Annotated in this window: 12 protein-coding genes; 2 read left to right on the top strand and 10 right to left on the bottom strand. The window is 56.3% G+C overall.

Going from position 1 to position 12911, the window contains the following annotated elements; genetic code table 11:
- Nucleotides 1-3 precede the first annotated feature (3 nt).
- The 7 genes from ACR0LI_RS12620 to ACR0LI_RS12590 form a co-directional block, all read right to left on the bottom strand.
- Entirely contained in the window at nt 4-1446 is a 1443-nt protein-coding gene (locus ACR0LI_RS12620; protein ID WP_480491488.1) for a TadA family conjugal transfer-associated ATPase, read from the bottom strand.
- A 25-nt stretch (nt 1447-1471) separates the two neighbouring features.
- Nucleotides 1472-2707 carry a CpaE/TadZ family protein gene (locus ACR0LI_RS12615; protein ID WP_152457246.1) on the bottom strand — a complete coding sequence of 412 codons (1236 nt, stop codon included), beginning with the start codon at nt 2705-2707 and terminating at the stop codon, nt 1472-1474.
- A gap of 221 nt (nt 2708-2928) precedes the next feature.
- Entirely contained in the window at nt 2929-3552 is a 624-nt protein-coding gene (locus ACR0LI_RS12610; RefSeq protein ID WP_171636857.1) for an OmpA family protein, read from the bottom strand.
- Between the two features lie 17 nt (nt 3553-3569).
- Nucleotides 3570-4943, bottom strand: coding sequence for a type II and III secretion system protein family protein (locus ACR0LI_RS12605; RefSeq protein WP_209834954.1), 1374 nt, complete (start codon nt 4941-4943; stop codon nt 3570-3572).
- A gap of 193 nt (nt 4944-5136) precedes the next feature.
- A complete protein-coding gene (gene cpaB / locus ACR0LI_RS12600; RefSeq protein ID WP_480718609.1) occupies nt 5137-6015 on the bottom strand; it encodes a Flp pilus assembly protein CpaB in 879 nt (292 codons plus the stop codon).
- Nucleotides 6016-6308: 293 nt separating this feature from the next.
- Nucleotides 6309-6536 carry a hypothetical protein gene (locus tag ACR0LI_RS12595; protein ID WP_171724433.1) on the bottom strand — a complete coding sequence of 76 codons (228 nt, stop codon included), beginning with the start codon at nt 6534-6536 and terminating at the stop codon, nt 6309-6311.
- A gap of 303 nt (nt 6537-6839) precedes the next feature.
- Nucleotides 6840-7067 (bottom strand): Flp family type IVb pilin, encoded by a 228-nt coding sequence (locus tag ACR0LI_RS12590; RefSeq protein ID WP_171724432.1) that lies wholly within the window; start codon nt 7065-7067, stop codon nt 6840-6842.
- Between the two features lie 353 nt (nt 7068-7420).
- Between ACR0LI_RS12590 and ACR0LI_RS12585 the strand changes: the two genes are divergently transcribed.
- Complete coding sequence (locus ACR0LI_RS12585) at nt 7421-8287, top strand: lytic transglycosylase domain-containing protein (protein ID WP_171636865.1); 867 nt, start codon at nt 7421-7423, stop codon at nt 8285-8287.
- A gap of 37 nt (nt 8288-8324) precedes the next feature.
- Here ACR0LI_RS12585 and ACR0LI_RS12580 read toward each other — a convergent pair whose 3' ends face one another.
- Both ACR0LI_RS12580 and ACR0LI_RS12575 read right to left on the bottom strand, forming a co-directional pair.
- Nucleotides 8325-8951: a CoA transferase subunit B gene (locus ACR0LI_RS12580; protein ID WP_152457252.1), complete on the bottom strand. Its 627-nt coding sequence runs from the start codon at nt 8949-8951 to the stop codon at nt 8325-8327.
- Nucleotides 8951-9655, bottom strand: coding sequence for a CoA transferase subunit A (locus tag ACR0LI_RS12575; protein ID WP_171724430.1), 705 nt, complete (start codon nt 9653-9655; stop codon nt 8951-8953). The genes ACR0LI_RS12580 and ACR0LI_RS12575 overlap by 1 nt, the downstream gene beginning before the upstream one ends.
- Before the next feature lie 205 nt (nt 9656-9860).
- Here ACR0LI_RS12575 and ACR0LI_RS12570 point away from each other — a divergent pair, with 205 nt between their 5' ends.
- The gene (locus tag ACR0LI_RS12570; protein ID WP_480620789.1) at nt 9861-10196 is read left to right on the top strand and encodes a hypothetical protein; all 336 of its coding nucleotides are present in this window, start codon (nt 9861-9863) and stop codon (nt 10194-10196) included.
- Between the two features lie 72 nt (nt 10197-10268).
- Here ACR0LI_RS12570 and topA read toward each other — a convergent pair whose 3' ends face one another.
- Complete coding sequence (gene topA, locus ACR0LI_RS12565) at nt 10269-12896, bottom strand: type I DNA topoisomerase (protein ID WP_480718608.1); 2628 nt, start codon at nt 12894-12896, stop codon at nt 10269-10271.
- Nucleotides 12897-12911 lie beyond the last annotated feature (15 nt).

Below are 12911 nucleotides of genomic sequence, written 5' to 3'. Positions count from 1 at the left end.
CTCCTACATTGTGGTTGGGTCGTAGATGGACGCTGGCAAGTCAAAGCCCCATAGACGGAACCGTTCCGAATAGTGGCTCCGGACGCCAGTGGCGGTGAAATGCCCGATGATCTTGTTGTCTGGTGTCAGGCCAACGCGTTGAAAACGAAAGATTTCCTGCATGGAAATCACGTCCCCTTCCATCCCGGTGATCTCGGTGATCGAGGTCATCCGGCGCGAACCGTCCTGTAGGCGGCTGGCCTGCACGATCAGGTTCACAGCCGAGGCGATCTGACTGCGGACCGCCTTGATCGGCATTTCGATCCCGGCCATCGCGATCATGTTTTCCAGACGTGAAATGCCGTCACGGGCCGAGTTGGCGTGAATCGTGGTCATTGATCCGTCGTGACCGGTGTTCATGGCCTGCAACATGTCGATGACCTCGGCGCCGCGTGTCTCACCCACGATGATACGGTCAGGACGCATACGCAGGGCGTTCTTCAGACAGTCGCGCGGGCTGACTTCACCTTTGCCTTCCACGTTGGGCGGGCGGCTTTCCATCCGACCCACATGCGTCTGTTGCAGTTGAAGTTCAGCCGTGTCCTCGATGGTCAGGATCCGCTCGGCATCGTCGATGAAGCTGGACAAGGCGTTGAGCGTGGTTGTTTTACCCGAACCCGTACCCCCGGAAACGATGATATTCAGTCGCGTGGATACGGCGGCCTGCAAATAGGCGGCCATTTCTTCGGTGAACGCACCGAAATTGACCAGGTCGTCAATACCCAGCTTGTCTTTCTTGAATTTACGAATGGAAACAAGCGATCCGTCCACCGCGATCGGAGGCACCATGGCATTGAAACGCGATCCATCGGCCAGACGGGCGTCAACATACGGGTTGGATTCATCGACGCGGCGGCCCACGGCGGACACGATCTTGTCGATGATCCGCATCAGGTGCTTTTCATCTTTAAAGGTAATGTCGCTGAGTTCCAGCTTGCCGGAACGTTCCACAAAAATCTGTTGTGGACCATTCACCAGAATATCGTTGACCGAATCGTCCTGAAGCAGCGCCTCGAGCGGGCCAAGGCCCGTCACCTCGTCATACAGTTCCTTGTTCAGTTGGGACCGGTCTTCGCGGTTCAGAACAATGTTCCGTGTTTCCAGAACTTCACTGGCGATAGCACTGATTTCAGCGCGCAACTCGGCTTCGCCGGCGTTTTCCAGCGCGGCCAGGTTCAGGTTCTCCAGCAGTTCGCGGTGCAGTTCGATCTTGATCTCACCCAACCGCTCCTTGCGTTTGCGGTCTTTGTCTGAACTTGTGACCTCACCTGCAATCTTTTTCACGGGTTTGCGTGCCACCGCAGTCGCGACAGGTGTCGCCTGTGCAGAAGACGCCGCTGTTTCAGCCGGTTGTGCCGGCGTTTTGACGGGCTGCGCTGCGGGTTGCTTTTTGTATCTTGAAAACACGGCTTATCCCCCCTTGGGATGATGTTTACGCAGCTTCTTCGGCACTGCTGCCGAGGCTGTGGAGCGACTTCGCCAGCTTTGCGATTTCGCGGCGCAAAGGGTTCTTGGCGGCCGCATTTGCCAGAGGCAGACCATGATCCCCACTTTGCATGACCGGTTTGCCACCATCAGGCAGCAGAAGGTCGATGGAGATTCCAAGGCTTTCCCCCATGCGTTTCACGCGGCTTTTCCCGTTCAGATCGGTAAATTTCGGCGCGCGGTTCAACGCAAAACGCAGCTTGTTGAATGGTAGCTCCTCTGCCTGCAATGCACGTTTCAGGCGCAGGGCATTCTGGGCGGACCGCATGTCCAGCTCGATCAGGGCGAAATACACATGGGCGGCCTGCAAAACTGTTTCCGACCACAGGACCAGCGTTTTTGGCATGTCGACAATGACATAGTCGAAATGCGCGCGCGCCATGTCGATCACGCGCTGAATGTCTTCCGGGGTGATCAAGTCCAGTGGCACCATGTCGGAGGGTGCGGTCAAAACCTGAAGCTTTTCTTCATATGTTTGAAGGGCTTGCGAGAATACTTCGCTGTCCATCGCATCGGTATCCGACAGCATTTCAAACACGGTCTCTCGTCGCGGCAGATCCAGATAGGTGGAAACAGTCCCGTATTGCAGGTCCAGATCGATCAGACACACAGTCGGCGCGTCTTTGTCCGAGGCACAGGCTAGTTCCCAGGCCAGGTTTACGGCCAGTGTCGTTGCGCCGACGCCACCTGCCAGGCCCTGAACGACAAACAGTGCGCCTTCCTTGGACGCGCCGCCGGCCAAAGGAACGGCGGCTGCTTGCGCAACGGCAACCGGGTCGGGCTGCTTCATTCGCTCGATGGCTTCCTGCAATTCGCCTTCGGGAAGAGGATAGGGCACGAACTCGTCAGCACCCTTGCGCAGCAGTTGGTGCAGGGATGCCGGGGTAACATCCTCGGCGATCAGAACAACTTTTACTTTCTTTTCATTGGCTTGAGTGATTATCTCACCTAGCAGAGAAAGGTTGTCTTCGTCTTCTCCGTCGATCGCCAGTGCTACGAATTCCAGCGTTTCAGCTTCGGGTTGGCTGAAAAAGGCCAACGCTTCTGCAAATCCCAGATCTCCCCAGCGTTCGCCCAAGATGGCTTCCATGTCTTCGATCAGAAGGTCGAAATTCTGAACATCCCGACTGATGGTGCAGGCCAAGATTGCAGTATTGTCGTCTTGCGGCGTCGCGCTGGTCATAAACACTATCCTCGTCGTGAGGGCTCAGCATGTCATATGAACGAAATCCGCCAGATTGATGTGCTGTCGCCCCAATACGGTCAAATTTGGCCGCAGGTCACCCTATTGTTCACAATGTTGCTTTGAAGTTGGGCGAGAATTGGGCGCAAAAGAACCAATTGTAGGGAAATGGGCGACGATGTCGCCCATTTCAAACGTATTATCCACCGCTTCCGGCGGCACTAGTTGGCCGTATCTGTTGATGATACATTCTCAATCACGGTCTTCCACGTCGCACTTTCAACGTATTCGCGATAGATAATGTTCGCGTATTTACCGTCGAGCAGTTGCGGGTGACGGTCAACAAAGCCAGAAACTTCCGTTACCGTCCGGCGGTTGCGGCGATCCCGATTCGGTGTCGCGATCAACGGCTGCGTTTTCCCAAAGGATACAACGGCTTCAAGTCGTGAACGCGAGATGCCTTGCCGTTCAAGGAACGCAACGACGGCCTGTGCGCGGCGTAGCCCAAGGCTTTTGTTGTAGCTGGTCGACCCAACGGCATCTGTATGTCCGTAAACCCGGAACCTGGCTTCGGGGAACTGTTTGATCCAGTCAGCCTGCTGCAACAGTATGCTTTGCGCTGATGCGTCCAGTTGCGAACTGTTGAAGGCAAAGTTCACTTGGCTGGGCACATCCGCGGCAAATCTGCGACCGAGAATCTGAGCATAGGTCAACTCGCCGTTTTGAACCTGGATATTGTTCAATGTCGCGTTTCCAAAGGTTCCGGCATCGATCTCGTATCCGACCTCGCGCGTACATGCGGCAACGGCGACCGTAAGACCCAGTGTGATGATCCACTTCTGCATTGGTCCTATCCTCCTGATCAATCTAGGACGTAGCCGTACGAGCTGCCGAAGCTCTGTTTGGCAACCTCAGACGCTCCGCCGGCGCCCGCGCGCTGTGTGCGCGCCACCCGACCGTTCACGAACAGGTCGAATTCGCTGGGCGGTTTGACCCGATCGGTTGGAAGCGCAAGAGTTTCGCCTCGAGTCGGTGAAACTAGATGCGCCGTGATGATGATGACAAGTTCACTTTGTTCACGCTGGTAATCAGCGCTGCGGAACAAGGACCCCAGAACCGGCACATCTCCCAGCCACGGCACTTGGTTGACTTGGTCCACAAAGTTGTCCTGAAGCAGTCCGGCGATGGCAAAGCTTTCCCCGTCGCGCAGTTCTATTGTGGTCTTGGCTTCCCGCACGATAAAGCTGGGAACGGTGTCTCCATTGATCGTGAAGTTGGTGCTGGTGTCGATGCTCGAAACCGAGGTGCCCATTTCCAGATTGATCAGGTCGCCGTCCACAACCCGAGGAATGAAGTTCATATTCACACCGAAGGGTTTGTACTCGATTGCCACGACACCGTCGTCTTGCGGCACCGGAATCGGAACTTCACCACCAGCCAGAAACGTTGCTTCCTGACCGGACAGGGCTGAAAGGTTCGGTTCGGCAAGGTTGCGAACAAGGCCCTTCGACTCGAGGGCTTGCAGAAGTAAGTTGACTTGTGCCGATCCGACCCCGAAGCCAAACAACAAGACACCATTTTCCACTGTGACAGGGGGAACAAGGTTCTGCGGATTGAAACCACCGACAAAATCAGTGCCCGTAACTGAAAGCGTTGAAGAAAGCTCTTTAGCGACCGAGCGGTTCATCTCGGCAAAGCGAACTTTCAGCATGACCTGCTGGACGCCACCCACAGACATCAGGTTCGATACACGTTCGGGCGCGTACCGTTCAGCCAATTCAAGTGCGCGGGCCAGTTTGGCCGAGCTGGAGATCGTACCGGACAAAACAATGCCATCATTCGCTGTGCGAACCTCGATGGGTTCATTTGGCAGGATTTGACGCAGACGTTCCTTGAATTCCGTAACATCTGGTGCGACCCGGACGCGGACATTGGCCAAAAGATTGCCTGCGCCGTCAAACAGTGTCAGCGTGGTCAGGCCCGGGGCCTTGCCCAGAACATAGATCGTGCGCTCGGACAACGATGAGATGTCTGCAATGCCGGCATTGGCAATGCTGAGCTCTGCGAAAGGTTGTTCGCTTTCCACAACAATCGCGCGGTTCATCGGAACTTCCAGCGTTTCCACTGTGCCCTTTTTTACCACGCGAAGGGATTCAGCCCAGGCGGCATCGCCGACCGGGCCCATAAAAAGCGACAACCCCAGCAGGGTTGCGCTGATCCAGGAACGTATTGTCATGTGACCTGCCTCTCCGATCACGCCTCGTTTTTTGGGTCTTATGCCCTATGTGCAAAGAGACTGCGCGAAATCCGAATTTATTGCAATAATCAATGGTTTCTGGAATTTTCCTTATGTGGAGAATTGGCAACAACAACAAGAAAAGAGCCGCATCTGAGATGCGGCTCCGATCTTGTAACACTCTGAATTGGCGTCAATTTGTACAGGGGATAGGCACGTTGACAATCTCGCCACCGCGTCTGATGCGCGTCGTGCAGACCTGTTCAACCTCTTCCTTCGGTTCCGGAGCGGCTGCCGTTATTCCAAGCAGTTTGCGCTGATCCACCTCGATTGCCGACGCAACAGAGTCATCCTGCACCCCAACCAAAGCTAGGGAAAGACGCCCGGTGTTCTGGGCCTGCGCGAGTGCTGCGACCTGTTCCGGCGTGGCTGCGACCGTGACTGTGCGTGCAATCGTTGCGCTTGCGACGTCCGAACCAGCGGTCTGGTCGACCGCGATGAGTTGAACATTGGTTTCGATCAGCTTGGTGATGCCGCCGGTGTTGCCCTCGACGGTGCCGCTTGATCCGGTCCAGTAGATGTCGACATTGTCGCCGGGGCGCAGGAAGCCTGAAACACCAGAGGCCACGTCGACGCTGATTGCAAAGGCGCGCATACCTTTTTCAAGTCGAGATGTTAGGCCAGCCGATTCGCCTGGACGCGTGATTTTGACCTCCATAATCGCCTCGTCTTTTTCCATGGTTCTCAGAATATAACGCTCATTGGCGCCACTTTCGGGAAACAGGGCAGTGAGATCAGAGAACGTACCTTCGGGAATCGCGTTTTCCGGCCAGTCTACAGCGCGAATGTCTTCTTGCGTCAGGCGTTCACCGTATTTCAGAGGACGATTTGAAACGTAAACAGTTACCGTCGGGATCACATCGACTTTGGCATTGGCCAGCGCTTCTTCTGCCGCTTGTTTCTGCCGTGCCAGTTCGCTTTGGTAAGCCGCAATATAGTTGCGCGCCATGTAAACGGCGCCCCCAGCCAGAGCAACGCCGACAATCAGGACAAGTCCGAATACCGCTCGCATACATGCACCTCTTTCTTATTTAGTCGGATACTAAGCGGCCAAAGGGCCACTTTGAAACAGCCCAAGTGTTAAATGTAAATTGTGTCGAAATGTGGGACAAAAATGTCTGCTTGTTAGATTCTGCGTCAGCTTTCGCACAATTCCGCAAAACGACTGCTGTCATTTCCTTACGGCAGGCCAGACGAAGAACAACGAAACAAACGCCGCGCCCCAAAAAGGCCGCCGCGTTTATTTGCCCTACACGTTCACCAACAAGCTCAGGAAAGTGGGTGAATGTGAAAACTCGCTGTGGTTCAGTTGGTTCCCGCTGTGACGAGACCGCCAGGCCCGGTGTTCGAGCCGGTGCTGACAACAGAGGAACTCATGGCTTGGTTGATGTTACCGCCGATACCATCAACACTTGAGCTGATGACGAGGTAGGTCGCGCCTGACAGACCGATCAATACTGCGGTCAAAACCACCCAGTCAACAGTCACCGCTCCTGCTTCGTCCGATTTGAACCGATTAAGGAACTTTAGCATCTACATATCTCCAATACGACAATTCAGTGTTTCCCGTAACGTCGCCCAACAGTGGTTCGTTCGGATGGCGGAAATCAGGCCAAAAGTTGATTTTGGTGAAGATATCTAAGATTCAGCACTTTTTCTCGTGTTCCTTATTGCGGTGAGACCTGAAAAGGGCGTGACTAATTCGGTGGCACTCGTGATGTGTCGGGCGGCGTCATGTCTATTAGCCTGTATTTTTGCCTCAGAAGTACCGGTACTTCTGAAACAAAAAAGACCGCGCCTGAAGGCGCGGTCTCGAAATCTTGCTAAACCAGAGGCTTAGTTGGTGCCTGCAGCTGTGATACCACCTGTTGCGGTGTTGCTGCCGGTGCTGATCGACGATGCTTGCAGAGCGGTGTTCACGTCTGTTGCCAGGCCGGTCGCGCCAGCCGAGATCTGCTGGTATGCAACGGCGGCCAGGCCGATGACTGCAGCGGTCAGAACAACCCAGTCAACTGTTACTGCGCCGTCTTCGTCTTTGCGGAAGTTCTTGATGAACTTGATCATGTTACGTCCCTCCTAAAGGATCAAAAAGAGTTTAACAAACCTCGGCGTTCTTCAGAGCTTTCTCTCTCAGGCCGCTCATGTCCGTCTCGGTATGGATTAATGTTTGCCTGTTGTGCGTGGCAGGAATTGGGCCAAACACAGATTTTTTTTCGTACGGCTTAACTTTTTGGTTATAGTTTTTATAACATATTGAAAATAAAAGATAAAAAAATCACAACGATTGAAGCAAAGGCCCTATAGCGATGCAAAATTGCGCCAAATGAGGCGAAACTGCCCCATTTCGCTTTGTTTTTCTGGCCTTGCGGGAAGATTCGGGGTTCAAATCGCCTAAAAAGAAAACATGAGGCAGGCAAATGAATCTCCGGAACGCACTTCAATGCGCCGGTGTGCTGGCGTTTCTGATATCGGGTACTGCATCCGTAAATGCGACCGAGACAGAGCCGCGCGGCGTATACAAGCGCGTCAAAGTCCCAAAACCCGGTGAACGTCCGCGTGTGACCGTGCAGATCACTCCGGAAGAACATGCAGCCAACCCTTCAGCGCCCAGCACGGGCACTGAACTGGTGGTGCCGGAAATCATCGCGCGTACCAAAGTCGCTCCGCTGCCGGCGCCCGGTGCGGAAGTCAAACGAGATCCCAAAGGATCGTACAAGGCTTTCTGGAACTTGATTTCACCGCACATTGATGAAGGTGGGGCCGGGCGGCTTGACGCGGCGATCAGCGCCCTGGCCGCAACCAACGTGAGATCACCGCGACTGCAATCGCTGCAAGATATCGCAAAGGAACGCGGGATCGATATCCTTCGTTCCACTGTGGGAACCAATGTTTCACCTGCGCTGGTGCTTGCGGTCATCTCGGTGGAATCGGCCGGGCGTACAGACGCGGTCAGTTCCGCAGGCGCGCAGGGGCTTATGCAGTTAATGCCCGCGACAGCGGCCAGATTCGGGGTAAAGGACAGCCTTAAGCCCTCTGAGAACATTGCGGGCGGTGTAAAATACCTCAACTGGCTGATGGAAGAGTTCGGGAATGATCCAATACTTGTATTGGCTGGATACAACGCAGGAGAGGGGGCCGTACGCAAACACAGCGGTGTGCCACCCTATGCTGAAACCCGGGACTACGTGCCAAAAGTCCTCGCCGCGTTTCAGATCGCGCGGGCTTTGTGCGCAACGCCGCCAGACCTGATTTCCGATGGCTGTGTTTTTCAGACTTCCAACTAACAAGGCCCGCCGTGATCCGGCGGGCCTTTCCATTTGATCAGGAAACGATTGTCGCTTCCGTTGCGGCGCGCAGCTCATCTTCGCTGACACCTTCCGCCAGTTCGACGATTTTCAGACCGCCTTCAACCACATCCAGCACACCAAGATTGGTGATAATGCGATCCACGACGCCCTTTCCGGTCAGTGGCAGGGTGCATTCCTTCAGGACCTTGCTGTCGCCGTGCTTGTTGGTGTGATCCATCACGACAATCACCCGGCCGACGCCTGCAACCAGGTCCATCGCGCCGCCCATGCCTTTCACCAGCTTGCCGGGGATCATCCAGTTTGCCAGATCGCCTTTTTCATCCACTTCCATGGCGCCCAGAATCGCCGCTGCGATCTTGCCGCCGCGGATCATGGCGAAGGACGTGGCACTGTCGAAATAGGCCGTGCGGGACAGTTCGGTGATCGTCTGCTTGCCTGCATTGATAAGGTCCGGGTCTTCTTCGCCCTCGAAGGGGAAGGGGCCCATGCCCAGCATGCCGTTTTCCGATTGCAGCGTGATGTCCTTGTCACCCACATAGTTTGCCACCAGCGTCGGGATCCCGATACCCAGGTTCACATACATGCCGTCTTCCAGTTCCTCTGCCGCGCGTGCGGCCATCTGATTGCGGTCCCAGGGCATTATGCTTCCTCCTTCTTGCGGGTGGTGCGCTGTTCGATGCGCTTTTCGTGTTCGCCCTGAATGATGCGATGCACATAGATACCGGGCAGGTGGATGCAGTCGGGGTCCAGCGAACCACGCGGAACGATCTCTTCCACTTCGGCCACGCAGATCTTGCCGCAGGTCGCGGCAGGAACGTTGAAATTACGGGCGGTCTTGCGGAAAACCAGATTGCCGGTGTCGTCAGCCTTCCAGGCTTTGACGATGGCCAGATCGGCAAAAATGCCTTCTTCCAGAATGTAGGTCTCGCCGTTGAAGTCCTTGTGCTCTTTCCCTTCGGCTATCACGGTGCCGACGCCGGTCTTGGTGTAGAAGCCCGGGATGCCCGCCCCACCGGCGCGCATCCGTTCGGCCAGTGTTCCCTGGGGGTTGAATTCCAGCTCCAGCTCACCGCTCAGATACTGGCGCATGAACTCGGCGTTTTCACCGACATACGAGCTGATCATCTTCTTGACCTGCTTGGTCTGCAACAGGATGCCGATTCCGAAATCGTCCACACCGGCATTGTTCGACGCAAAGCTCAGGTCTTTGACGCCCGAATCCCGGATGGCCTCAAGCAACAATTCCGGAATGCCGCACAGGCCAAACCCGCCTGCGGCAATCAGCATGCCATCCGACAGCAGCCCATCGAGCGCCTCGGTGGCATTGGCATAGACTTTCTTCATGGAAAACTCCCCCAATGACATGGTGATGGGCTGGTTGTGCCGTCGCGTCACAGGGAAGTCAATGAAACCGGAGGCTGGGTCGTATTTCTACCAATGGAAAAGGCCGTTGCAATTGATCGGGTGGCTCTGCATGTTCGCCGCACTTTTATAGGAGGTTGAAAACATGAAACGAATTTGGGTCTGAGCAACCGCAGCTGCTGCGCTTTTGGCTTTGTCAGCCTGTGAGCCTGATCAGGCGGCGGTACTTCAGCTCGATGGTAACAAGATCAAAGTTGTTGGTACTGGATATTCTGAGAAGTCTTCACTTGAATCTGCAATTTCAACCGCCAACGCACGGTGCGCACAGCAGGGCAAAGAGGCCTTCGTTCTGGCCAGCGATACCGGCTATCAGGGGGTGGACAAGAATGCAGCCCTGATCATCGATGTCCTGACGGCTGCTGCCCAGAACTCAGGCAGCGCACCCGGCTACTATCCTAGCTCAAGCAGCTCGGAAGACTGGCAGACGACGCTCGAAGTGCGGTGCGGCCCTCAGCCCAGGTAATTCGCTGACAGCCCCCCGCAATGCCGAAACGGCGATTGTGGGGGGCTTTTTCAACCCCGACCACCTGTCAGACTAGGTTGTTGCTTTCTTGGCGGTTGCTTTCTTTTTAGACGTGGCCTTCTTCTTGGTGCCTTTTTTGGCAGCGCGCTCGTTGACAAGCTCGATGGCCATTTCCTGCGTTACGTCCTCGGGTTTGATGTCCTTGGGGATCGTCGCGTTGATCTTTTCCCATTTCACATAAGGCCCATAGCGCCCGTCCAGAACCTGCATCGCGCCGCCATCGGGATGCTCACCCAACTCCTTCAGAGGTTTCGCCGCGGCCCGCCGTCCACGACCGGGGTTTGCCCGTTTTTCGGCCAGCAATTCAACGGCGCGGTTCATGCCGATCTCGAACACGTCACTGGGGTCTTTCAGATTGGCGTAGACCGGCTTTGCCTCCTCCGGCAGCTGATGCATCAGGTAGGGGCCGAACCGCCCGAAATTCGCGCTGATTATGCCGCCTTCGGGGTGTTCGCCGATCTGACGGGGCAGGGACAGAAGCGTCAGCGCCTTTTCCAGATCCATGTCATCCTTGCTCCACCCGCGCGGAAGGGATGCGCGCGGGGGCTTTTTGTTCTCGGGCGTGGGTTCGCCCCGCTGAACGTAAGGGCCGAACCGGCCGGACTTCAGCCAGATCTCATCCCCGCCATCTTCGCCCAGCAGCCTTTCGTCACCTTCCGCGCCTTCACCGGCAATCGGGCGCGTATAGGTACATTCCGGATAGTTCCCGCATCCGACGAACCCACCCGTACGAGAGGTCTTCAGGTGCAACTGACCGGTGCCGCATTTCGGGCAGATACGCGGATCGGACCCATCCTCGCGCGGCGGGTACAGCTGCGGAGCCAGAGCTTCGTCTAGCTTATCCAACACTTCCGAAATCCGGAGCTCGGAGGTCTCGCCAATCGCGGCTGAAAAATCACGCCAAAACTTGCCCAGCAGATCCTTGTAGTCGCGCTCCCCGGCGCTGACGTCATCCAGTTGCTCTTCCAGATTCGCGGTGAACTCGTAGCCAACATACTGGCGGAAGAAGTTCAGCAGGAAGATGGTGACGATCCGGCCCTTTTCCTCGGGGATTAGCCTGTTCTTGTCCTTGCGGACATATTCCCGATCCTGGATCGTCGTTACGATCGAGGCATAGGTAGATGGGCGCCCGATCCCCAGCTCTTCCATCCGTTTGACCAAAGTGGCCTCGGTATAGCGCGGGGGCGGTTGGGTATGGTGTTGAAGGGCCAGAACGGATTCGTTCTCGGACAGGATTGCTTCTTTCGCGATCTTGTCACCGCTGTCGCTGGTCGCCTTGGCAAACTGATCCTTCAGAGAGGCTTTGGCAAAACGGGCCGGATCGCCCTGCGTGATCTGTGGCAGGCGCTTTTCATCCTCGTCCGCGACGTCATCCCGGCCTTCTTCGTATACCCGCATGAACCCATCGAACATTACCACCTGGCCCGTGGCGCGAAGGCCGACCTGACCGTCGTCGCTGCCGATCTCGACGGTGGTGCGCTCCAGACGTGCGGCAGCCATCTGACAGGCGATGGTGCGTTTCCAGATCAGGTCATAAAGCTTGCGCTGATCCTCGTCTGTCACTTTCAGCGCCTTGGCGTCGCGCGACATATCCGTCGGTCGGATACACTCGTGGGCTTCCTGCGCGTTCTTGGCCTTGTTCTTGTAGATGCGCGGGCTGTCCGGCACATATTCTGCACCGTAGCGATCCGCGATGGCGTCGCGGGTCGCGGCCACGGCCTCAGGCGCCATATCGATCCCGTCGGTCCGCATATAAGTAATGTATCCGGCTTCATAAAGCCGCTGCGCCACCTGCATTGCATGGCGCGCGCCCATGCCGAATTTGCGGCTGGCCTCCTGTTGCAGGGTCGAGGTCATGAACGGAGCGCTTGGGTTACGTGCGGCGGGTTTGGCCTCGACCGATGTCACGCTCAGCGCGCGGCTGGTGATCGCCTGAACCGCCAGCTCGGCCTGTGTCGCATTGGCCAGATCGTGCTTGTCCAGCTTCTTGCCGGCCAGCGTGACCAGACGCGCCTCATAGGTCTGCCCGCGCGGTGTCTCGAACAGCGCCCGAACCGACCAGTATTCCACCGGCTTGAATGCCTCGATTTCCATCTCGCGCTCGACGATCAGGCGCAGACAGACGGATTGCACGCGACCCGCCGATTTCGCACCCGGCAGTTTGCGCCACAAAACCGGAGACAGGTTGAACCCCACCAGATAATCCAGCGCGCGGCGGGCCAGATAGGCCTCGACCAACGGCATATCGACCTGACGCGGGTTCTGCATCGCCTCGGTCACGGCGTCCTTGGTGATGGCGTTGAATGTGACGCGGCTGACGGGCGTATCCTTCTTGATCGAGCGGCGTTTGGTCAACGCCTCCTGTAGGTGCCAGCTGATTGCCTCGCCCTCGCGGTCGGGGTCAGTGGCGAGGATCAGCGCATTGTCTTCTTTCAACGCGTCGGCAATGGCCTTGACATGCTTGCGGCTGTCGTTCCCGACCTCCCATTTCATCGAGAAGTCATGTTCAGGATCGACCGATCCATCCTTTGGCGGCAGGTCCCGCACATGGCCGTAAGAGGCCAGAACCGTGTAGTCGGGGCCCAGGTATTTATTGATTGTTTTTGCTTTGGCCGGAGATTCTACAACAACTACGGGCATTTAAGGGGAAACCTC

The sequence above is a fragment of the Ruegeria sp. CL7 genome (genome assembly GCF_056536445.1).
This window is presented reverse-complemented; position numbering and strand designations above follow the sequence as displayed.